Annotated in this window: 20 protein-coding genes and 1 pseudogene; 12 read left to right on the forward strand and 9 right to left on the reverse strand. The window is 60.4% G+C overall.

The genetic code is table 11. The features are described 5' to 3' along the window. Positions 1-15: 15 nt before the first annotated feature. On the reverse strand, positions 16-1215 hold the full coding sequence (locus tag B3F77_RS03620; protein ID WP_293603633.1) for a DesA family fatty acid desaturase: 1200 nt from the start codon (positions 1213-1215) through the stop codon (positions 16-18). Positions 1216-1410: 195 nt separating this feature from the next. Next, positions 1411-2664, reverse strand: coding sequence for an RsmB/NOP family class I SAM-dependent RNA methyltransferase (locus B3F77_RS03625; RefSeq protein WP_293603634.1), 1254 nt, complete (start codon positions 2662-2664; stop codon positions 1411-1413). Between the two features lie 55 nt (positions 2665-2719). Between B3F77_RS03625 and B3F77_RS03630 the strand changes: the two genes are divergently transcribed. Together B3F77_RS03630 and B3F77_RS03635 are read left to right on the forward strand one after the other, a co-directional pair. After that, a complete protein-coding gene (locus B3F77_RS03630) occupies positions 2720-2956 on the forward strand; it encodes a DUF1653 domain-containing protein (protein ID WP_293603678.1) in 237 nt (78 codons plus the stop codon). 39 nt (positions 2957-2995) lie between these two features. Beyond that, positions 2996-4612: a peptide chain release factor 3 gene (locus B3F77_RS03635; RefSeq protein ID WP_293603635.1), complete on the forward strand. Its 1617-nt coding sequence runs from the start codon at positions 2996-2998 to the stop codon at positions 4610-4612. 97 nt (positions 4613-4709) lie between these two features. Here B3F77_RS03635 and purN read toward each other — a convergent pair whose 3' ends face one another. After that, complete coding sequence (purN, locus tag B3F77_RS03640) at positions 4710-5294, reverse strand: phosphoribosylglycinamide formyltransferase (RefSeq protein WP_293603636.1); 585 nt, start codon at positions 5292-5294, stop codon at positions 4710-4712. An 18-nt stretch (positions 5295-5312) separates the two neighbouring features. Here purN and B3F77_RS03645 point away from each other — a divergent pair, with 18 nt between their 5' ends. The 3 genes from B3F77_RS03645 to B3F77_RS03655 are packed head-to-tail and all read left to right on the forward strand — an operon-like array spanning position 5313 to position 8355. Further along, complete coding sequence (locus tag B3F77_RS03645) at positions 5313-5996, forward strand: YceH family protein (RefSeq protein ID WP_293603637.1); 684 nt, start codon at positions 5313-5315, stop codon at positions 5994-5996. A gap of 50 nt (positions 5997-6046) precedes the next feature. Next, positions 6047-7228 carry an acyl-CoA dehydrogenase family protein gene (locus B3F77_RS03650; RefSeq protein ID WP_293603638.1) on the forward strand — a complete coding sequence of 394 codons (1182 nt, stop codon included), beginning with the start codon at positions 6047-6049 and terminating at the stop codon, positions 7226-7228. 11 nt (positions 7229-7239) lie between these two features. Next, positions 7240-8355, forward strand: a complete 1116-nt coding sequence (locus tag B3F77_RS03655; RefSeq protein WP_293603639.1) for an acyl-CoA dehydrogenase family protein — start codon at positions 7240-7242, stop codon at positions 8353-8355. A gap of 27 nt (positions 8356-8382) precedes the next feature. On the opposite strand, the gene B3F77_RS03660 is transcribed toward B3F77_RS03655, so the two are convergent. Continuing rightward, positions 8383-8940, reverse strand: coding sequence for an HNH endonuclease (locus B3F77_RS03660; RefSeq protein ID WP_293603640.1), 558 nt, complete (start codon positions 8938-8940; stop codon positions 8383-8385). Positions 8941-9103: 163 nt separating this feature from the next. Here B3F77_RS03660 and B3F77_RS03665 point away from each other — a divergent pair, with 163 nt between their 5' ends. From B3F77_RS03665 to lspA, 3 genes are all read left to right on the forward strand, one after another. Continuing rightward, positions 9104-10153: a bifunctional riboflavin kinase/FMN adenylyltransferase gene (locus B3F77_RS03665; protein ID WP_293603641.1), complete on the forward strand. Its 1050-nt coding sequence runs from the start codon at positions 9104-9106 to the stop codon at positions 10151-10153. Between the two features lie 123 nt (positions 10154-10276). After that, complete coding sequence (gene ileS, locus B3F77_RS03670; RefSeq protein ID WP_293603642.1) at positions 10277-13105, forward strand: isoleucine--tRNA ligase; 2829 nt, start codon at positions 10277-10279, stop codon at positions 13103-13105. Further along, positions 13105-13605 carry a signal peptidase II gene (lspA, locus tag B3F77_RS03675; protein ID WP_293603643.1) on the forward strand — a complete coding sequence of 167 codons (501 nt, stop codon included), beginning with the start codon at positions 13105-13107 and terminating at the stop codon, positions 13603-13605. The genes ileS and lspA overlap by 1 nt, the downstream gene beginning before the upstream one ends. Positions 13606-14003: 398 nt before the next feature. Here lspA and B3F77_RS03680 read toward each other — a convergent pair whose 3' ends face one another. From B3F77_RS03680 to B3F77_RS03695, 4 genes are all read right to left on the reverse strand, one after another. After that, positions 14004-14843, reverse strand: a complete 840-nt coding sequence (locus B3F77_RS03680) for a universal stress protein (protein WP_293603644.1) — start codon at positions 14841-14843, stop codon at positions 14004-14006. A gap of 94 nt (positions 14844-14937) precedes the next feature. Further along, a complete protein-coding gene (locus tag B3F77_RS03685; protein WP_293603645.1) occupies positions 14938-15582 on the reverse strand; it encodes a response regulator in 645 nt (214 codons plus the stop codon). Continuing rightward, a complete protein-coding gene (locus B3F77_RS03690) occupies positions 15579-16400 on the reverse strand; it encodes a sensor histidine kinase (protein ID WP_293603646.1) in 822 nt (273 codons plus the stop codon). Before B3F77_RS03690 ends, B3F77_RS03685 begins: the two co-directional genes overlap by 4 nt. 535 nt (positions 16401-16935) lie before the next feature. After that, positions 16936-17499 carry a hypothetical protein gene (locus tag B3F77_RS03695; protein ID WP_293603647.1) on the reverse strand — a complete coding sequence of 188 codons (564 nt, stop codon included), beginning with the start codon at positions 17497-17499 and terminating at the stop codon, positions 16936-16938. Between the two features lie 132 nt (positions 17500-17631). On the opposite strand from B3F77_RS03695, the gene B3F77_RS03700 reads away from it, so the two are divergent. Both B3F77_RS03700 and B3F77_RS03705 read left to right on the forward strand, forming a co-directional pair. Then, positions 17632-18102: a universal stress protein gene (locus tag B3F77_RS03700; RefSeq protein WP_293603648.1), complete on the forward strand. Its 471-nt coding sequence runs from the start codon at positions 17632-17634 to the stop codon at positions 18100-18102. Beyond that, a pseudogene (locus tag B3F77_RS03705) lies at positions 18039-18648 on the forward strand (AAA family ATPase); the annotation flags it as partial. The gene B3F77_RS03700 and the pseudogene B3F77_RS03705, both read left to right, overlap by 64 nt. A gap of 73 nt (positions 18649-18721) precedes the next feature. Here B3F77_RS03705 and B3F77_RS03710 read toward each other — a convergent pair. Continuing rightward, positions 18722-19375: a phosphoribosyltransferase gene (locus B3F77_RS03710; RefSeq protein ID WP_293603649.1), complete on the reverse strand. Its 654-nt coding sequence runs from the start codon at positions 19373-19375 to the stop codon at positions 18722-18724. A 364-nt stretch (positions 19376-19739) separates the two neighbouring features. Between B3F77_RS03710 and B3F77_RS03715 the strand changes: the two genes are divergently transcribed. Further along, positions 19740-20060: a DUF883 family protein gene (locus tag B3F77_RS03715; protein WP_293603650.1), complete on the forward strand. Its 321-nt coding sequence runs from the start codon at positions 19740-19742 to the stop codon at positions 20058-20060. A gap of 367 nt (positions 20061-20427) precedes the next feature. Beyond that, complete coding sequence (locus tag B3F77_RS03720) at positions 20428-20871, forward strand: universal stress protein (RefSeq protein ID WP_293603651.1); 444 nt, start codon at positions 20428-20430, stop codon at positions 20869-20871. The last annotated feature ends 19 nt before the right edge of the window (positions 20872-20890 follow it).

A 20890-nucleotide genomic window follows, 5' to 3' on the forward strand; every position in this document is an offset into this window, starting at 1 on the left:
AATGAGTCAATCAGCTCAGGTGCGGGCGGCACGCAACTTCATCGAGAATTCGCGAAGTGCGGCAATGCCGCTTTCTTCGGCACGGTGACACCAAGCCTGCAACTCAGAGGCGAGTTGCTCGCGCGACGCCGAAGTGGTTAACCACATCTGGCGAAGCTCTTCGCGCATGGTGACCATCTTGTCCAGCACAGGATGCTCAGCTCTAGCTTGGGCAAGTTGTGGCTTGGCCGCTGCCGGCACCCTGTCATCGTCACGGTGCAGCCAATGATTGGCTGCGCGCAACACCGACATGTCCGCTTTTTTGGCTTTCAGCACTTCAATCTCGGCCTTACCGGCACGGCGCAACTCGCGCGCAAAACCAGCCATCACCTCATAGCGGTGCGCAATCAGTGCTTCCAGCGTTTTCTCGTCAGCCACCGGCTGGATGGCACCCAGCTGAAGCTTGGGCGGAACTTTCTTCACGGTCGCCAGGCCCACTTTTTCCATGGCACGGATATAGCCCCAGCCAATGTCAAACTCATAGGGCTTCACAGAGAATTTTGCCGACGTGGGATAGGTGTGGTGGTTGTTGTGCAACTCTTCACCGCCGATAATGATGCCCCAAGGCGAAACGTTGGTGCTGGCGTCAGGCGCTTCAAAGTTGCGGTAGCCCCAGTAATGGCCGATACCATTGATGATGCCGGCCGCCGTCACGGGAATCCACGCCATCTGGACTGCCCAGACGGCTAGGCCAGCTGCGCCAAACAGTGCCAGATTGATGATCAGCATCAGGCCGACGCCTTGCCAGCTAAAACGCGTGTACAGATTGCGCTCAAGCCAGTCATCGGGCGTCCCACGGCCAAACTTGGCGATGGTTTCCATGTTTTTCGTCTCGGCCCGGTAGAGCTCGGCACCTTTCCAGAACACGGTTTTGATGCCGTGTGCATAGGGACTGTGCGGGTCTTCCATGGTTTCGCATTTGGCGTGGTGCTTGCGGTGCACGGACACCCATTCCTTGGTGACCTGACCGGTGCCAAGCCACAGCCAGAAGCGGAAGAAATGAGCCGGAATGGCGTGCAAATCCATGGCGCGGTGCGCCTGATGGCGATGCAGATAAAGCGTCACGCTGACGATTGTGATGTGGGTTGTCACAAGTGCGTACAGCACGATTTGCCACCAGCTGGCGGCTACAAGTCCATGAGCCAGCCAGTCGAGGACGGCATCAAAAACGATCATAAAAGTCCTTTAAACAATCTGCACCAGCCATGTATTTAAAACTTGTCTCTTGGGCTGCACCAGACAACCCTCTATTATATGGCGATGGTCAAAAAACACCACGACTTGCTCGCAGCGCTCGGAATGACCAGGAAAGAATCAAAAGTCGGATAAAGAGGCAACGCCCGCTTATCTGCGGTCATGCATCGCCAAAGATCAAACTTTTTGCCACACTGCCGCAAAAAACCCATCAGTCTGGTGCAGGTAAGGCCAGAGCCTGAGGTAGGGGCCGCGGCAAAGTGTTTCGGCCTTTTCCACTCCCAGATGGGTCAACAAAGGCCCAACTTCAAGCAGGTTGAAATCTTTATTTGCGGCGCTGAAAGCCTCAGCAATCGCCTCATTCTCTTCGCGCAGGATGCTGCAAGTGGCGTAAACCAGCCGTCCACCGGGCTTCAGAAGGCGTGCGGCGCTCTGCAAAATGGCGGTTTGCTTGGCCGTGAGCTCTTCAATCGCCTTGGGGCTTTGCCGCCATTTCAGGTCAGGATTGCGCCGCAAGGTGCCCAGCCCCGAGCATGGCGCATCCACCAGCACCCGGTCGATCTTGCCTGCCAGACGCTTGATGCGGTCATCGCGTTCATGCGCAATGGCCACCGGATGGACGTTGGACAAGCCGCTGCGCGCCAGCCGCGGCTTGAGGGCCGCCAGCCGGTGGCCAGAGGTGTCAAAGGCATACAGTCGCCCGGTATTTCGCATGGCGGCGCCAATTGCCAGCGTTTTACCGCCCGCGCCAGCACAAAAGTCCACCACCATTTCGCCGCGTTTGCCATCGACCAGCAGGGCCAGCAACTGCGAGCCTTCGTCCTGCACTTCAATGGCACCGCGCGTGAAAGCGTCCAGCTTGCCGAGTTGCGGTTTGTCCACCAGCCGCAGACCCCAGGGCGAATACGGTGTTGCTACCGTTTTAATAGCTGACTTGGCAAGTTCCTTCTGTACTTCAGCCCGTTTATCTTTCAAGGTATTGACGCGCAAGTCCAGGCCCGCAGGGGCATTGAGGCTTTCGACCAGCGGCCAGAAGTCGTCTCCCAACTGCTCTTTGAGGGGCTCTACCAGCCATTGCGGCAGGTTGTGGCGGTGCAGTTCCATCAGATCCGAGGGTTTGACCTGGTCACAGCGGGCCAGCCAGTCTTGCTCCTGATCGGTCAGCGCACTCAGCAAGAAATCGCGTTCGGCAGCGAAACCCAGAATCGCCAGGCGCCGCTCCGGCGGTCCACTGCCATGCTGGGCCAGGTAGGTGAAAAGCGATTTTTTGCGCAGCACGGTGTAAACCGTTTCAGCCAGCGTGGCCCGCTCGCGGGGTCCGAGACGCAACTCGCGAAAATAGCGCGACAACACCATGTCGGCGGGGTGGTCAAATTTGAGAACCTGCTTGAGTAGCTCGGAACAACTGTCTAGTAAGGCTTTAGGATGCATGGCCCTATTGTCCCACTGCGGTCCCATAACCCACCTCATGGAGTCTTGATTGACCCTGCCCGACCTCTTGCCACCGCTGATTGAAACCCCGCCCGGCCTGTACCGCCACTACAAGGGCATGCTCTATGAGGTGGTGGGGACGGTCCGCCACAGCGAAAGCCTGGAGCCCATGACGCTGTACCGGGCGCGGTATGGCGAAAAAGGCCTGTGGGTCAGGCCGGCGGCCATGTTCAACGAAGAGGTGGTGATTGACGGCCTCCGGCAGCCACGTTTCGCACGGCAGCCCGATTAGCGTGCTAGCCGAGGCAAGCGTCACCGATAATCATGGGTTATGTCTGAAACCTCCGAAATCGCAAAACAAGTCAAGCGCCGCCGCACGTTTGCCATCATTTCCCACCCTGACGCCGGCAAGACCACGCTGACTGAAAAGCTGCTGCTGTTCTCGGGCGCCATTCAGATTGCTGGCAGCGTGAAGGCCCGCAAGGCTGCGCGCCACGCGACCTCTGACTGGATGGAGATTGAAAAGCAGCGGGGTATTTCGGTGGCCAGCTCGGTCATGCAGATGGAATACCGCGACTGCGTGATCAACCTGCTCGACACGCCCGGCCACCAGGACTTCTCGGAAGACACCTACCGCGTGCTGACGGCAGTGGACGCCGCGCTGATGGTGATTGATGCCGCCAACGGCGTTGAGCCGCAAACGCGCCGTCTGCTGCAGGTCTGCCGCGCCCGCAACACGCCCATCCTGACCTTTGTGAACAAGATGGACCGCGAGGTGCAGGACCCGATGAGCCTGATGGACGAGATCGAACGCGAACTCGGCATGACCGTTGTGCCCTTCACCTGGCCCGTCGGCATGGGCAAGCTCTTTCACGGCGTGTTTGACCGGCGCGAAAACCAGATGCGCGTGTTCAGCCCCGGCGAAGACAAAGCAGGCGGCGACGACGAAATCCTGTCCGGGCTGGACAACGCTGAAGCGGCCAAACGCTTTGGCGCAGAGTTCACGCAGGCGCAGGGCGAAATCGAGCTGGTAGCTGGCGCAACGCCAAAATTCAACCGCGAAGAATTCCTCAGCGGCAAGCAAACGCCCATGTTTTTTGGTTCGGCGATCAACAACTTTGGCGTACAAGAAGTGCTCGACGCCCTCGTGGACCTGGCCCCGCCGCCGTCCGAACGCATGGCCCTGCAGCGCGTGGTGCAACCCGAAGAAAAGAAATTTTCAGGCGTGGTGTTCAAGATCCAGGCCAACATGGACCCGGCCCACCGCGACCGCATAGCTTTTTTGCGCGTGGTCAGCGGCGAGTTCACGCGCGGCATGCGTTTGAAGGTGGTGCGCAGTGGCAAGGAACTGCGGCCCAATACCGTGGTGAGCTTCATGAGCCAGCGCCGCGAGCTGCTCGACACCGCTTTTGCCGGCGACATCATCGGCATTCCCAACCATGGGGTGCTGCAGCTCGGCGACACGCTCACCGAAGGCGAAGCGCTGCAATTCACCGGCCTGCCTTTTTTTGCACCGGAAATGTTCCGCTCGGTGGAAGTGGCCGATCCGTTGCGCAGCAAGCAGCTGCGCGCGGGGCTCACGCAGCTTGGCGAAGAAGGTGCCATTCAGGTGTTCCGGCCCATCGCCGGTTCGCTGTTGCTGCTGGGAGCCGTGGGCCAGCTGCAATTTGAAGTGGTGGCGCACCGGCTGGAGCATGAGTACGGCGTGAAGGCCCGCATCATGGGCAGCCACTTCAACCTGGCGCGCTGGGTTACTTCTGAAGACCCCCATGAACTGAAAAAATTCATCGAGGCCAACGCGCACCGTGTGGCACTCGATGCGGTGGATGCACCGACCCTGCTGGTGGACCACAGCGCCACCTTGCGTGCGGTGGAGCAGCAATGGCCCAAGATCAAGTTCCATGCACTGCGCGAGCACGCGGGGCTGGTTTTTCAGTCAAAAATGTAGTGTTTTATGGCTCTAGCCCAATAAAGGCGGGCGAGATAAGCTATTATTTTTATAGCAAATAAACCAGGCACCCCAAGCAGAGACGGGTCGTCAAAAATCAGACACAGCGTTCAAAAAAGGACCGGACGGCTTGCGGAAAAATCAGGTGTTCCTGCGTGAGCACGCGGGTAGCCAGCGTATCCGCACTGTCGCCGGGTAACACGGGCACCACCGCCTGCGCCAGGATGGCGCCGTGGTCCAGCTCGACCGTCACCTGATGCACGGTTGCGCCCGCAACCTGACAGCCCGCGTCGATGGCACGCTGGTGCGTGTTAAGGCCCGTGAAAGCCGGCAACAGTGAGGGGTGGATATTGATCAGCCGGCCCGCGTAGTGCTGCACAAAGCCAGGCGTGAGGATGCGCATGAAGCCCGCCAGCACCACCAGTTGCGGCGCATGCTGGTCAATACGTGCCATGAGCGCTGCATCAAAGGCCTCACGCGAGTCAAAAGAACGGTGCGACACGACCTCGGTCGCTATTCCCATATCTTTGGCCAGCGCCAGCCCCTGGGCGTCCGCGCGGTTGCTGATGACAGCGGCAACACGCATGCCGCGCCTGTCCTGCCAGGCTTCTTTTTGTGCAGTCCTGGCAATGGCAGCCATGTTGGAGCCGCTGCCAGAAATTAAGATCACGATGTTTTTCATTGTTTCAGGATTATCCCCATGAGATCCCTCACACCGATAGAAGCCCGCGTGCTGGCCACCTTGATGGAAAAAGCCCGCACCGTGCCCGACAGTTACCCGCTGTCGCTCAACGCCTTGCTGCTGGGCTGCAACCAAAAAACCAGCCGCGACCCAGTGATGGAAGTCACCGAGGCCCAAGCCCAAGCGGCGATTGACGCGCTCAAAGCCCTGAGCCTGGCGTTTGAAGCCAGTTCCAGCCGTGTGCCGCGTTTTGAGCACAATTTTCAGCGCGGCTTGCGGGTGAGCGAGCCGCAGGCGGTACTCCTGGGTTTGCTCATGCTGCGCGGGCCGCAAACGCCCGGCGAGCTGCGCACCAACAGCGAGCGTTGGTACAAATTTTCCGATATCGCCAGCGTGGAAGACGCTTTGGCCGAACTGAAAGCCCGCAGCGAAGACGGCGGCGCCGCCATGGTGGCACACTTGCCTCGGGCCGCTGGCATGAGGGAGCAGCGCTGGGCACATTTACTCTGCGGCGATGGGCTATTAGCCTCCCTTCCGCACATCGGCACTAGCGATGACGCTATCAATTCTGAAGCTGAGCCGATTTCTTTGGGCCAGGCCGAACGCCTGGAGCAGCGCATTGAAACCCTGGAAACCCAGGTCTTGCAGCTTCAAGGCCAGCTGGCCCACTTGCAAAAAGAGCTGGGCTTGTCTCAAGCCTGACAGGATGGCGCGAATGATCGTGCTAAAAACACTGCATTGGAGAACTTGCCATGGATTTAGCTTTTACCCCTGAAGAGCAGGCCTTTCGCGAAGAGATACGCGCCTGGGTTCATGCCAACTTGCCGGCTGATATTTCGCACAAGGTACACAACGCCTTGCGCTTGTCGCGTGACGACATGCAGCGCTGGGCCAAAATCCTCGGTAAAAAGGGCTGGCTGGGCCACGCCTGGCCCAAGGAATTTGGCGGCCCGGGCTGGAACGCCGTGCAAAAGCACTTGTTTGAAGAAGAATGCGCGCTGGCTGGCGCCCCCCGCGTCCTCCCATTTGGACCGGTGATGGTCGCCCCCGTCATCATGGCGTTCGGCAATGCGGAGCAACAAAAGCGCTTTCTGCCCGGCATCGCCAGCGGCGAAGTCTGGTGGAGCCAGGGCTACAGCGAGCCAGGCGCCGGCTCCGACCTCGCCTCGGTCAAGTGCCGGGCCGAGCGGCAGGGCAACCAGTACATCGTCAATGGCCAGAAGACCTGGACCACGCTGGGCCAGTATGGCGAGTGGATTTTTTGCCTGGTGCGCACCAGTAACGAAGGCAAGCCGCAGACCGGCATTTCCTTCCTGCTGATCGACATGAAGTCGCCCGGCGTGACGGTGCGCCCCATTGTGTTGCTGGACGGCGAAGCCGAAGTCAATGAGGTCTGGTTCGACAACGTGGAAGTGCCCGCCGAGAACCTGATTGGCGAAGAAAACAAGGGCTGGACGTATGCCAAGCACCTGCTCAGCCATGAGCGCACCAACATCGCCGACGTGAACCGTTCCAAGCGCGAACTCGAGCGCCTCAAGCGCATTGCCAAAGCCGAAAACGTCTACAACGACGTGCGTTTTCGCGATGAAATCGCCAAACTTGAAGTGGACGTGGTCGCGCTTGAAATGCTGGTTCTGCGCGTGCTCTCGGCTGAAAAATCCGGCAAAAACTCGCTGGACATCGCGGGCCTGCTGAAAATCCGCGGCAGTGAAATCCAGCAGCGCTACAGCGAGCTCATGATGCTGGCCGCAGGCCCTTACAGCCTGCCCTTTATCGAAGAAGCCATGGAAGCGGGCTGGCAAGGCGACTTCCCAGGTGGCTTGACCGCCAACGCCCCGCTAGCCTCGAGTTACTTCAATCTGCGCAAGACCACGATTTATGGCGGCTCCAACGAGGTGCAGCGAAATATCGTCGCTCAAACAGTTCTTGGTTAAAGGAAAGCATCATGAATTTCGATTTTACGGACGACCAGGAACAACTGCGCGACGCGGTACGCAAGTGGGTTGACAAAGGCTACAACTTCGAACGCCGCCGCAGCATTGCCAAGGCGGGCGGATTTTCACGCGAGGCCTATGGCCAGCTGGCCGAATTGGGCCTGGCGGGCCTCTACATCCCCGAGGCGCAAGGCGGACTTGGCATGGGGCCTGTGGAAGGCATGGTGGTGATGGAAGAACTCGGGCGCGGCATTGTGCTGGAGCCTTTCGCCCAGACGCTGATGGCTGGCGCCGTGCTCTCTGGCTACGCACCGGAGGCTGTCCAGGCAGCCTGGCTGCCAAAAATAGCCTCGGGCGAAAGCCTGGTGGTGCTGGCTTACCAGGAGCGCGCCGCACGCTACAAATTCGAAATTTGCGAAGCAAAAGCGACTCTAGCCCAAGATACATGGGCGCTAAGCGCTACAAAAAGCATAGTGCACGCCGGTGACCAGGCAGATGCTTTCATGGTGCCAGCCATGATTAACGGCAAGATGGCGCTCTTTCTGGTCGAGCGCACAGCAGCAGGCGTGGCCACCCGCGGCTACGGTACGCAAGATGGCGGCCGGGCTGCAGAAGTGACGTTCAAGGAGGCACTCGCCAGCCTGATCACCCTGGAAGGCTTGACAGCTCTCGCCCATGCCATTGACATCGGCATCGCCGCCTCCTGCGCCGAAGCCGTCGGGGTGATGGACAAGACGCTCAGCATCACGGTGGAGTACATGAACACCCGCAAACAGTTTGGTGTGGCCATCAGCAGCTTCCAGGCACTGCGTCACCGCGTGGCCGACATGAAAATGCAGCTGGAACTGGCCCGCTCCATGAGCTACTATGCGTCGCTCAAACTCAATGCGCCGGCAGAAGAGCGCCGCCGCGCCCTGGCCCGCGCCAAATACCAGTTAGGCGTCTCCATGCGTTTTGTGGGCCAGCAGGCCGTGCAGCTGCATGGCGGCATTGGCGTGACCGACGAATACATCGTGAGCCACTACTTCAAGAAGCTCACCCAGCTTGAGATGACGTTTGGCGACACGCTCCATCACTTGGGCGAGGTATCCAGGCAGATGCAGGACACGGCAGGCGTGTTTGCATAAGGCCTGCCCCGCAGACAGGCATTTCGCTCAGGCGTGCAGGCGCGATGTCTTGGGAATGTGTGCCATCAAAAACTCCATCTGGTCCGCCAGAATACGGCGGTTGCGCAGAATGAAGTCTTCCCACAGGCTGGGCACATAAGGCGTGTACAACAGCGGCATGTGGGCCTGCTCGGGCGTGCGGCTGCTTTTGCGGTGGTTGCAGGCGCGACAGGCGGTCACCACGTTCATCCAGGTATCAATGCCGTTTTGCGCAAACGGAATAATGTGCTCACGCGTCAGGTCTTCTTCGTAAAAGTGATCACCGCAGTAGGCGCACAGATTGCGGTCGCGCGCGAACAGCTTGCCGTTGGTAAGCCCTGGCTTTATGTCAAACGGGCTGATGTTGGGCACGCCCTTGGTGCCGATGATGCTGTTGACCGTGATGATGGACTGCTCGCCCGTGATGGCGTTGTGGCCACCGTGAAACGTGGCAACCCGCGCTCCGATCTCCCAGCGCACTTCATCAGCCGCGTAATGCAACACGGCCTGTTCAAGGCTGATCCACGATTGTGGCAATCCCTGGGCTGAGAGCTTCAAGACCTTCAAAACGAACCTCCATGAACATGGAAACACGGCATCAGACTATCTGCTTGTCAATATACAGTGAAATCATGATAGCTAGCATGACAAACAGGTTCCAATTCACAAGTAGCCGCGTTCAGTCCCCACCCGATCGGCCGGTGTCGCTATAAAAACGATAATTGGTCCCATGAAAGTCTTCCGCGGCTACCGACATCCCCAACTGGCGACGCAGTGCGCCCTGACCATTGGCAATTTCGATGGCGTTCACCGCGGCCACCAGGCCATGCTGGCGCTGCTTAAAAATGAGGCCGAGCACCGCAGCGTGCCCAGCTGCGTCATGACCTTTGAGCCCCATCCGCGTGACTATTTCGCCGCGCTCGCCCGCAAACCCGAGCTGGCGCCCGCGCGCATTGCCACGCTGCGCGACAAGCTCACCGAGCTGGCGCACTGCGGCATCGACCAGTGCGTGGTCCTTCCCTTTAATGCGCAGCTAGCATCGCAACCGCCCGAAGGCTTTATTCAGGATGTGCTGGTTCGGGACTTGGGGGTCCGGTACGTGCTGGTGGGCGATGATTTCCGTTTTGGTGCCCAACGCGCAGGCGACTATGCCATGCTGGACGCAGCAGGTGAGCGTCTCGGTTTTGACGTCGCCCGCATGAACAGCTACGAAATATCTGACCCCCACGCCCGGCTGCACCTCGCTGCACCCCAAGGGGGCGCTCCCACCTTGGGACGGCCCGGCGGCGGGCATAGCACCCGAGTTTCCAGCTCAGCCGTGCGCGAGGCGCTGGCACAGGGTGATATGGGCCGCGTGGCGAGCCTGCTGGGCCGGCCTTACAGCATCTCGGGCCATGTGGTACACGGCCGCAAATTGGGCCGCGATCTGGGTTTTCGTACGCTCAACTTGCGGTTTTCCCACTGGAATCCGGCTGCCAGCGGGATTTTTGCCGTGCATGTGCATGGCCTGACCGGGCCACCGCTGCCTGGGGTCGCCAATCTGGGTATACGGCCCTCGCTCGACCCTGGCGACGCTAACGGCGGGCGCGTGCTGCTCGAGACCCATTGCCTCGAATGGCCCGCCAGCCTTGGCCCAGAGGGGGCATACGGTAAAATCATTCGTGTGGAACTGCTACACAAACTGCACGACGAACTGAAATACGACAGCCTGGAAGCCCTCACGCAGGGAATCACAACAGACTGTGTTGATGCACTTGCTTTTTTCGCTGCGCGAATTTGACGGGGCGCTGCGCCCCGCTCTAACCGTTCGCCCCCTGCATTCATTGACATACCGCAGGGGATCTTTTGAAGGTGGTCCTGACGACTGCCTGTCAACCCAAAAGTTTGTCCCAAGAGTTTCAAAATGACAGAAAAAGTCGATTACCGCCAAACACTGAACCTGCCCGAAACCCCCTTCCCCATGCGCGGCGACCTGCCCAAGCGCGAGGCGGGCTGGGTCAAGGAGTGGGAAGACCAGGGGCTTTACAAAAAACTGCGCGAGGCGCGCTGCGGCGCAGTGAAGTTTGTGCTGCACGACGGTCCGCCGTATGCCAACGGCAGGATCCACATCGGCCACGCCGTCAACAAGATTCTGAAAGACATGATCGTCAAGGCGCGCCAGCTCAAGGGGCTGGACGCCATTTATGTGCCGGGCTGGGACTGCCATGGCCTGCCGATTGAAAACGCCATTGAAAAGCTGCATGGGCGCAACCTGCCGCGCGATGAAGTACAAGCCAAGAGCCGCGCCTTTGCCACCGAGCAAATTGTGGGGCAGATGGCCGACTTCAAACGCCTGGGCGTGCTGGGCGAATGGGACAACCCCTACCGCACCATGGATTTCGGCAACGAAGCCAATGAAATCCGCGCGCTCAAACGCATCATGGAACGCGGCTTTGTATACCGTGGTCTGAAACCCGTGTACTGGTGTTTCGACTGCGGCTCGTCGCTGGCCGAATTCGAGATCGAATACGCCGACAAGAAATCCCAGACGCTGGACGTCGGCTTCAAATGCGCCGAGCCCGAAAAGCTGGCAGCAGCTTTTGGATTGTCCAGCCTTGCCAAAGACGCCTTTGCCGTGATCTGGACCACCACCGCGTGGACCATTCCGGCCAACCAGGCGCTCAACCTCAATCCCGAACTTGAGTATGCACTGGTCGATACCGAACGCGGCCTGCTTCTATTGGCGGCCGTGCTGGTGGACAAGTGCCTGGAACGCTACCAGCTCACTGGCCAAGTGCTGGCGACCACGCATGGCAAACACCTGGCGCTGCTGAACTTCATGCATCCGCTGTATGACGTGGACGCCGGCTATCGGCGCTTCAGCCCGGTGTTTCTGGCCGACTACGCCACCGCCGACGACGGCACGGGTATCGTGCACTCCTCGCCCGCTTATGGGGTGGAAGACTTTAACTCCTGCGTGGCCAATGGTATGGCCTATGACGACATCCTGAACCCGGTGCAGGGCAATGGCCGCTATGTGGACGACTTACCGCTGTTTGGCGGCCTCAACATCTGGAAAGCCTGCCCCGTCGTCATTGAGACGCTGCGCGAGCACGGGCGCCTGTTTGCCACCGACAACATCGTTCACAGCTACCCGCACTGCTGGCGCCACAAGACGCCGGTGATCTACCGCGCAGCGGCCCAGTGGTTCATCCGCATGGACGAAGAAACATCGGGCACCCAGGGCGTGTTCACCAAGGACAAGGCCGGCAAAACGCTGCGCCAGCTGGCTTTGGCCGCGATCGAGGAAACCCGCTTTTATCCCGAAAACGGCAAAGTGCGCTTGCGCGACATGATCGCCGGCCGGCCCGACTGGTGCATCAGCCGCCAGCGCAACTGGGGCGTGCCGCTGCCCTTCTTCATCCACACCGCCACGGGCGAATTGCACCCGCGCACCATGGAAATCATGGACCAGGCGGCCGACATGGTGGAAGCTGGTGGTATCGAGGCCTGGAGCAAGGCGAGCGCTGAATCCATCATCGGCGCTGATGCCCCCGACTACATCAAAAGCACCGACATTCTCGACGTGTGGTTTGACTCTGGAACCACGCATGACCACGTCCTCCGGCACAGCCACGCGGCGCAGTCGACCTGGCCGGCTGACCTGTACCTGGAAGGCCACGACCAGCACCGCGGCTGGTTTCACTCGTCGCTGCTCACGGCTTGCGCGATGTATGACCATGCGCCCTACAAAGGCCTGCTCACCCATGGCTTCACTGTTGACGGCAAAGGCCGCAAGATGAGCAAGAGCGAGGGGAATGTCGTGGCGCCACAAGAAGTCAGCGACAAGCTCGGTGCCGAAATCATCCGCCTGTGGTGCGCGTCCACCGATTACTCGGGCGACCTGGGCATTGACGACAAAATTTTGGCCCGCGTGGTCGACGCCTACCGCCGCATCCGCAATACGCTGCGCTTTCTGATGGCCAACGTGAGCGATTTCGACCCCGCCCAGGACGCGGTACCGTTTGACGAGATGCTGGAGATCGACCGCTACGCGCTGAGCCGTGCGGCGCAACTGCAGGCCGACATCCTGGCGCACTACGAGGTGTATGAATTTCATCCGGTCGTCTCCAAACTGCAGATTTACTGCAGCGAAGACCTGGGGGCTTTTTACCTCGACATCCTGAAAGACCGGCTCTACACGACGGGTCCCAAGTCGCTGGCACGGCGCAGCGCGCAAACAGCGCTGCACGCGATCACGCATGCCATGCTGCGCTGGATGGCGCCGTTTTTGAGCTTTACCGCCGAAGAGGCTTGGAAGATTTTCGGCCAGTCGGAGTCCATCTTTCTGGAAACCTACGCCGAACTTCCCGCGCCCGATGCCGCCCTGCTGGCCAAGTGGTCACGCATTCGCGAAATCCGCGATGCGGTCAACAAAGACATCGAAGCCTTGCGGGCCGACGGCAAGGTGGGCTCGTCGTTGCAGGCCAACCTGATACTGGCCGTGCCGTCCGACGACCACGCGCTGCTGGCCAGCCTGGGCCATGATCTGAAGTTTGCATTCATTACATCTGCTATTGATTTGATAGCTGGAAGCACCCTTCAATCAAGCGTTAGTACCAGTTCAGCCACAAAATGCGAGCGCTGCTGGCACTACCGGGACGACGTGGGCATTGACCCCGCTCACCCCACGATTTGCGGCCGATGCACCAGCAACCTGTATGGCGCGGGTGAAGACAGGAAGTTCGCGTAATGGCAAAAACCTCATTCAAGAAAACATCGGGGTCCATGCTGCCCTGGCTGGGCTTGGCACTGATCCTGGTCATTACCGACCAGTTCACCAAGGTGCTGATCCTGGGCTATTACCGCCTCGGTGATGCCACCTACGTGACCAGCTTCTTCAATGTGGTGCGGGTTCACAACCTGGGGGCTGCGTTTTCATTCCTGGCATCGGCTTCGGGCTGGCAGCGCTGGTTTTTTACCGTCATCGGTGTGGTGGCTGCCGTCTTTATCGTATGGCTACTCAAGTCGCATGCCGGGCAAAAGCTGTTCTCGTTTGCCCTGGCCTGCATTTTGGCCGGCGCGGTGGGCAACGTGATTGACCGCAGCCTGCACGGCTATGTGGTGGACTTTCTGGATTTTCACTATGGCAGCTGGCATTTCCCGGCCTTCAACATGGCCGACAGCGCCATCACCTTCGGCGCGATCTGCCTGATCCTGGACGAATTGCTGCGCGTGCGGAAGACACACTAAGGCCAGCTCACACTGTTTTCACCCCCGCTCCCTTCCGGTTGCGACCCAAAAGGCCATGTGCCGCGTTCCGGTTTGAGCAGCGCCATTCATAGAGCTCGTTCTTGACGCTGTTCGCGGCGCCGAACGACAGGTCGAAACCGGGCCACAGGCCCGCGACCGAGCGCCGAGTGAGTCGAGGACAGCCTGATACGAAAGGTCATGAACTCGGATCCGACGAATCAACGCGCCGGAGGCGCCAGCGCGCGCTCGACGCGCTGTTCCAACTCTGTCAGGCCGAAGCTGGTAAGGTCCAGGTCGTGGGTGGTGGATAGCAGGCACACGGTGGCTGCGCCGAGTTCGGCCTTGAGTTCGCCCAGGAAGGGACTGGACGCAAAGATAGCCAGCGAACGTTTTTAGGTTCAATGCACCATCAGCACCGGCAAGGTCATGGACCGCAGCACCGTGCGAGAGGTACCGCCCAATACCCACTCGCGGGCGCGGCTGTGGCCGTAGCAACCCATCACCAGCAGGTCGGCCTCGAGGTCGAAAGCACGCGACAACAGCAATTCGCCCAGTGCCTCGGGCTCCTCGCCCTCGCGGTGCCAGGTCACCTCCACCCCATGCAGCTTGAGGTAGCCGTTCAGGTCCAGCCGGTCGCCGCCGATCGCCCCTTCCTCGCCGGACCAGGAGAGGACGTGAACGCGACGCGCGCGCTGCAGCAGAGGCACGGCGGCGCTGACGGCATGGGCCGCCTCGCGGGTAGGTTTCCACGCGATCACGACGGTCTCGCCAACCCTGGGCGGAACGCCCGCATAAGGCAGGATCAAGGCCGGCTTGCCGCTTGCGGCCATCACGGTCTCGGCGAAATCGAATGGAACGCCGTCCGTTGATGGACTGGAAGGGTCGTGCTGGCCCAGCACCAGCAGGTCCGCGTAGAGCGCCTGCTGCGCGAACGCAGCCATGATGGGATCGTCGCGAATCTCGGCCCATGCGACGTAGACGCCGGTCGTCGCCAGCGACTGCTCGAACGCGGTGCGCGCGCGGAGCCGCCGCTCGTCGTCAATGTCACGCAAGGCGGCCGCGATGCCTGGTCCGGCCTCAGGCGAGAACGGCAACTCCACAAAACTGGGTGTCACAGCGTACAGCGCGGTCACCGCAGCGCCGTGCGCCTGCCCGAACCGGCGCGCCACCTCCAGGCGTTGCACCGCCCGCGGCGAGGCGTCAAGGTGCACCAGCAGTTGTGTCAGGGAAGCTTTCATGGACCTACTCCTTCAACAGCTTGCGATCCCACAACGTTAGAGCGCGAGCGCCCGGGACGGATTGACAAGCATCAACCACCCGTCATGGCCGCGTTCACGGCTCCAGCGGTTCGCTCACGCCGTGTTTGATGGCGTAGCGAATCAGCTCGCTGTGGTTTTGCAGGCCCATTTTCTGCATCAGGTTGGCCTTGTGGGTACTGACGGTCTTGACCGAGAGCTTGAGGTCCGCGGCAATGTCGGTCACGGATACGCCGTCAGCGAGCAGACGGAACACTTCGAACTCCCGGTCCGACAGCGACTCGTGTGCTGGCGCAGCCCCACCCTGCATGGCGCCCAAGGCCAGTTGCTCGGCCACCTCGGCGCTAATAAAGGCACCACCTGCGGCGACCCTGCGCAGGGCCTGGACCAACTGCGTCGGCGCGCTTTCCTTGGTCAGGTAGCCGCTCGCACCGGACTTGATGGCGCGTACGGCGTACTGGAGTTCCTCGTGCATGCTGAGAACGAGGATGCGCAGCTTGGGCTTCTCCCCATGCACTAGCTTGATCAGTTCCATACCACTGCGCCCAGGCATGGACAGGTCCATCACCAGCACATCGAAATCTGATTCGCGCACGCGCTGCATCACTTCGGTTCCGTCAGCCGCCTCACCCGCCACCTCCATGTCGTCGACAGAAGCAAAGATGCGCTTGAGCCCCTCCCGGACGATGGCGTGGTCATCGGCGATCACGATCCTGATCATTCCGGAACTCCCGATTGCGGCAACGGAATGTACATTTCGACCAATGTGCCATGCCCCAGCGCGCTATTGATGGCGATGCTACCCCCGAGCAGCTGCGCCCGCTCGCGCAAACCCATAAGCCCCAGCGATTGCGGCTTGCGCGGCACCGCCGTGACAAAACCGCAGCCGTTGTCCCGCACGGTCAGCATGACCGCGCGCGGCACCTTGTCGATGACCACGGCGACCTCCGACGCCCCAGCATGTTTGGCGACGTTGGCCAGCGACTCCTGGACGATCCGGAACACTGCAGTCGCGTAAGGTTCCTGCAGTTCCAACTCCTCGTCCACGGAGAGCTTGCAGGCAACACCGCAGCGCTGGGTGAAGTTGCCCACCAGCCATTCAATGGCGGGCACCAGGCCCAGGTCGTCCAGCAGCAGCGGCCGCAAGTCCGCGGCAATACGGCGCGTGGCGCCGATCGTACGGTCGAGCGTCTCCAGCATGTTGGTTAGCTTGGCAACTGCGGCCTCGGGAGCGATGGCGGCGTTGTCGCGCACCCAAATGGTGTCCATCTTCAGCGCCGTCAGGGATTGGGCAAGGTCGTCATGCAACTCGCGCGCCACGCGGGCTTTTTCTTCTTCGAGGATGGCATTGGCCGCCATAGCGAAAGCGTTCCGTTCCTCCTGAACTCGATCACGCTCGGTCACATCAGGCGGTCTGATGGTAAAGAACTTCCCATCGGCTGTCCTGAGCCGGGAAACCGGCACGTCCATCTGGAACTCTTCGCCGATTGAGCGCAGCCCGTATAAGTGACCGCCCACCGCCGGAGTTCCAATTCCCATCAATGGCCTCGACCTAAGGTCAGTCTGGATACGGTTGTCCATAAATCCTCCTGAAGCTTCCCTCTTCCTCAGTCATGCTTTGTATCTTCAGCCGCCTTTTTGACGGATTGACTACAACTGCTTGCACTGTCTTGCGTGGGAATGTCTAATCTATTTATGTCACGCTCAAACCTTAGGGTAAATTGATGTTCGCATCTATATCAATAGCCGAAAAAAAACATATAGTTACAATAGTTGCATAACGTAACTACCAAATTCAAACCCTGTGGTGTTTAGCAAAAAAGATAGCAAGACAGGTTGATGCTGATTCATGGAAGCAGTCAGACATGAGCAGCAATGACCCGCCCGTCGCTCATGCGCCGGGCGCTAAAACGATGTTTGGCTGCTCGTTCCCCATTATGATGGCGTCCATGACCGAGTCCAACACAGCCGTAAGGCGTGCTTCCACATTGCTGACCTGGGAGGCATCAAGGCTGTGGACGGAAGAAAAAGGCAGGGCCCAGTGCAGCCGACACTGCGCAAGGCCGACAGGCTCCTAGCGCATCAGCACGGCACCGGCCGACTCCTGGAATGGGCCAAGCGGGTTGCTCTGCCTCTCGACGCGAGCGATTTGCGCCTGCCCTGCATAGTTGCGAAACAGCACCGTGCTGTCACTGACAACCACCAAGGCCTGAAACGACCACCCGGTGACGTCTGTCGTGCGGCGAATATTCAGGACGTCCAGCCAGAAGCCGCCGGTGCGGCGCCGATCCTGTCGCTCGAAGTGGAACAGGTAACCACGGCACGCCGCTTGGGCCTCTACGCACTTCCTGACGCCGGGATCCAGTGCCGACAGCGGCAGGCCCGGGTAAGGAGCCAGCCGCGCGACGATGTCGGGGTAGGGAATCAGGGTGACGTTGGCACCGCCCTCGGGATCGAACCCGAGGTCTTTGAGTTCCGAAAAACGCGTCTTCAGAGGGACGATGCGCTCGGCCGCCGCTTGGGCGGACTCGAATGTGGCAAAGGTACCTGGCGTGTCGCTGCTGCCGCGTGGCAGCATGGCAGAGCAGGCAGACAAGGCGGCGCAGGCAAGCACGACGATTAGCAGGCGGTATTTCATGCAAACACTATGCTCGCTGCTAAACGATCCCGGTTTGACCCGCATCAACAAAATTCATTGACCCACGTCAATGCCGTCCGCCCGGCCGTCGACCACACTGAAGCCGTCAAATACAGCATAAAGGAGCTGATCATGTACAAGCGAATACTCGTTCCAGTGGACGGAAGTGAGACCTCAAACAAAGCTTTGGTGGCTGCACTGCAACTGGCCAAAGACGCAGGAGGACGCGTGCGGCTCGTCCACGTCGTTGAAGAGCTGGCCTACCTGAGCGGCTATGAGCAGTTTGGCGGTTATTCGGACGAGTTATTCAGGGTGATGCGCGAAACCGGGACCAAGGTGCTCAATGACGGCATGGCCATTGCCCAGGCTGCGGGCATAGAGGCGGACAACCTGCTGTTCGACAACCTTGGTGGGCGACTCGCCGAAGTAGTTGCCGACGCCGCCAAACAATGGAACGCCGACCTCATCGTAGTCGGCACTCACGGCCGCCGGGGCGTGGGCCGCATGCTGCTGGGCAGTGGCGCCGAACAGATCATCCGCTTGGCACCCATGCCGGTGCTGGTGGTTCGCTCGGGCGAGGACAGCGGCTCAAAAGCGGCCTGAAACGCAGCCCATCCAGAACAGGCCACGAGGGAACACAGACACTCAACCAGTTGCTGGCCGAACTGGACGGCTTCGACACCAGCGCGGGGTTGATCCTGCTGGCCGCCACCAACCGGCCCGAAATTCTCAACCCTGCCCTGCTGCGGGCGCGTGGAGATTCTCAGCGTGCACCTCAAACGCATCAAGCGGGCATCCAGTGTGGACTTGGTGAACGAGGCCGCGTTGCTGGCGACGTGGCGCGAAGCCGAGGAAGTGACGCTGCATGATTTCACGGAGGCTATCGAACGCATCATGGCCGGACTGGAAAGGCGCAATCGCGTCTTCAACGCCAGTGAGTGCCGCATCATTGCCGTGCATGAAGCGGGACATGCGCTGGTAGCCATGTCGATCCATGGCATGGACAAAGTCCACGAGGTGTCGATCATCCCGCGGGGTATCGACTCGCTGGGCTACACCATCCATAGACCGACGGCAGACCGCTTCGTGACGACACGGCAGGAATTCAAGGAAAAGCATGGCGATGCTGATGGCGGCCGTGCCGCCGAGCCCCAGGGAATACCGTGAAGCGCTCGACCAAGGCGTACTCCCGCCATACCTTCAGCCTTGAGCCGTCCGGGCCCTACTTGCAGCGTGGGACGGCATGCACCAGCAGTTCGCGAACCTGCTCGTCGCTAATCTGGTCGAAGTCGCGGTAATACTGGCCGACACTGCGGAAATCCGGCGGACTCAGCACGCAGACGAACTCGTCCGCCGCCGTGCCGATCAGATCCTGCGCCCCGGACGGCGCTACCGGCACAGCCACCACGATCCACGCCGGCTTGGCGCTTCGCAGGGCCATGAGCGCGGCGCGCATCGTGGCGCCGGTGGCCACGCCGTCATCGACCACAATGACCGCGCGCCCTTCGATCCTCGCGGGTTCACGCGTGCCGCGGTAGAGAACCTCGCGCCGAGCCGGTTCGCGGCTCCCGGTGGCGATGGCCCCCTCCTGCTGCTGCAGGCTCATGCAACTGCTGGCCACGATCTGCTGGTTGACATACATCGCGCCGCCACCGGCGATCGCGCTCATGGTCAGTTCGGGCTGGTGCGGCACGCCCAGCTTGCGCACAATCAGCAGGTCCAGCTCCGCACCCAGCGCCCGGGCCACTTCCCATGCGACGGGCACACCGCCATGCGGCAGAGCCAGCACCACGACATCGTCGCGTCCGGCATAGGCCTGCAGGTGCCGGGCCAATATGCGCCCGGCAGCGGCGCGATCAGTAAACAAGCCGTTCATAAGTTTTCCCTCTGGATACCTGGCTATCAAGTTAGGGCACGATCTGCCCGGCTGCATTGACCCACATCAATGCCCTTGCCGACGGCGTCCTTGAAGTGCCGTGGCTGCATGCAACAGTTCAAACCAAAGCATGGCCGCCAGCGCCAAGCCAATCACAGCAGGGACTATGGCTTCAGCCGCGCCGCATTCTCCTGCGTGAGACCTGGGATTTCGGAATTTGTTCATGACGCCAGCGTATGGACAACAGGTGTTCGCCTTGTTGAGCGACGACAAGCTTGCAGCGCGGCAACGCGCTTGACAATTGTCAACCCCATCGGAAGGAACCTCGCTAAACTGGCTTCGCGTTCTTACCCAGGAGAGAAACATGAACGATGCAAGCACAACTCCCAAAGACAGTCAGACGCAGCTGGCGCAGGATTTCAAGGCCGTGGTCAATGATGCCGAGGAGCTACTTCGCCACGCGGCTCATGATGCGGGCCAGGGCTACCACGACGCGCGCGAGCGGCTTGAGCAAAGCCTGAGGACCGCGCGCCGCGAACTTGACAGCATGGAGCAAGCCCTTCTGGAGGGTGCGCGCCACGCCGGCCGCGCCACCGACGACTATGTCCACGGCCATCCCTGGGAATCGATCGGCATTGGTACCGGCGTGGGCCTGCTGGTGGGCATGCTGATCGCGCGCAAGTAGGCACCTGGGCCGGGTGCCAAACCTTGACGCGGCGGGGCTCCAATCGTCTGCTACTCTACCGCGGAGGCTCGAACTGGCCTCGCTCGACATTAAGGAGGAACGGCTATGTATCGGTGCCTTGGTCGCTGGAACCTTGACTCGCGCTCATGCTCGCGCGGGTACTCGCGGCCGCCGTGGTGATCTAATTCTGGGACGGCGACGGCCAGTGCGAAACTTGCTGGGCGACACCGATGCCGATCGGAAGGATGGCAATTTGCGTGAACCAGGGCTATCGGCCGGACGGGAGCTTGCCATTGACCTGGATCAACACCGGTGGCGAATGCCACGCCTAAGCTGAAGCCCTCGCATCAAATCCGGAGAACCCACCATGTACCAACGCATTCTTGTGGCAACCGACGGCTCTACCCTTTCGAAGAAGGCTGTGCGTAGCGCTATCAACTTGGCCGCTGCCGTCGGTGCAGAGTTGGTCGCGCTGTATGTCGTGCCGCGCTACCCCGTCAGTTACTTCGAAGGCGGCGTAACGATCTCGGTGCAAGACATCGCACGCACCGAGAAACAGTGGAGCGACAAGGGTCAGGCCGTGGTCGACGCCGTGCAACAGTTGGCGCAGGCCGATGACGTCAAAACCAAGGCCGTCGTTACTCAGTCAGACTTCGTGGCCGAATCGATCATGGCCACTGCCAAGAAATACAAGTGCGACCTCGTCGTCATGGCCTCGCACGGCCGCAAGGGCATCAAACGGGTGCTACTGGGTAGCGAAACCCAACATGTGCTCACGCACGGTACTGTGCCCGTTCTGGTGTTGCGTTGAACCTGCAAAAAAAAGAAGG

The organism is Polaromonas sp. UBA4122 (assembly GCA_002381615.1).
Taxonomy (GTDB): Bacteria; Pseudomonadota; Gammaproteobacteria; order Burkholderiales; family Burkholderiaceae_C; genus Polaromonas.

What these genes read in the sequence shown, in the direction of transcription:
- B3F77_RS03710 (WP_293603649.1), bottom strand. Translation starts at nt 19,375, where the DNA reads ATGAACGGCTTGTTTACTGATCGCGCCGCTGCCGGGCGCATATTGGCC.
- lspA (WP_293603643.1), top strand. Translation starts at nt 13,105, where the DNA reads ATGGCAAAAACCTCATTCAAGAAAACATCGGGGTCCATGCTGCCCTGG.
- B3F77_RS03655 (WP_293603639.1), top strand. Translation starts at nt 7,240, where the DNA reads ATGAATTTCGATTTTACGGACGACCAGGAACAACTGCGCGACGCGGTA.
- B3F77_RS03685 (WP_293603645.1), bottom strand. Translation starts at nt 15,582, where the DNA reads ATGATCAGGATCGTGATCGCCGATGACCACGCCATCGTCCGGGAGGGG.
- B3F77_RS03650 (WP_293603638.1), top strand. Translation starts at nt 6,047, where the DNA reads ATGGATTTAGCTTTTACCCCTGAAGAGCAGGCCTTTCGCGAAGAGATA.
- purN (WP_293603636.1), bottom strand. Translation starts at nt 5,294, where the DNA reads ATGAAAAACATCGTGATCTTAATTTCTGGCAGCGGCTCCAACATGGCT.
- B3F77_RS03635 (WP_293603635.1), top strand. Translation starts at nt 2,996, where the DNA reads ATGTCTGAAACCTCCGAAATCGCAAAACAAGTCAAGCGCCGCCGCACG.
- B3F77_RS03690 (WP_293603646.1), bottom strand. Translation starts at nt 16,400, where the DNA reads ATGGGAATTGGAACTCCGGCGGTGGGCGGTCACTTATACGGGCTGCGC.
- B3F77_RS03695 (WP_293603647.1), bottom strand. Translation starts at nt 17,499, where the DNA reads ATGAAATACCGCCTGCTAATCGTCGTGCTTGCCTGCGCCGCCTTGTCT.
- B3F77_RS03625 (WP_293603634.1), bottom strand. Translation starts at nt 2,664, where the DNA reads ATGCATCCTAAAGCCTTACTAGACAGTTGTTCCGAGCTACTCAAGCAG.
- B3F77_RS03715 (WP_293603650.1), top strand. Translation starts at nt 19,740, where the DNA reads ATGAACGATGCAAGCACAACTCCCAAAGACAGTCAGACGCAGCTGGCG.
- B3F77_RS03720 (WP_293603651.1), top strand. Translation starts at nt 20,428, where the DNA reads ATGTACCAACGCATTCTTGTGGCAACCGACGGCTCTACCCTTTCGAAG.
- B3F77_RS03680 (WP_293603644.1), bottom strand. Translation starts at nt 14,843, where the DNA reads ATGAAAGCTTCCCTGACACAACTGCTGGTGCACCTTGACGCCTCGCCG.
- B3F77_RS03700 (WP_293603648.1), top strand. Translation starts at nt 17,632, where the DNA reads ATGTACAAGCGAATACTCGTTCCAGTGGACGGAAGTGAGACCTCAAAC.
- B3F77_RS03665 (WP_293603641.1), top strand. Translation starts at nt 9,104, where the DNA reads ATGAAAGTCTTCCGCGGCTACCGACATCCCCAACTGGCGACGCAGTGC.
- B3F77_RS03620 (WP_293603633.1), bottom strand. Translation starts at nt 1,215, where the DNA reads ATGATCGTTTTTGATGCCGTCCTCGACTGGCTGGCTCATGGACTTGTA.
- ileS (WP_293603642.1), top strand. Translation starts at nt 10,277, where the DNA reads ATGACAGAAAAAGTCGATTACCGCCAAACACTGAACCTGCCCGAAACC.
- B3F77_RS03645 (WP_293603637.1), top strand. Translation starts at nt 5,313, where the DNA reads ATGAGATCCCTCACACCGATAGAAGCCCGCGTGCTGGCCACCTTGATG.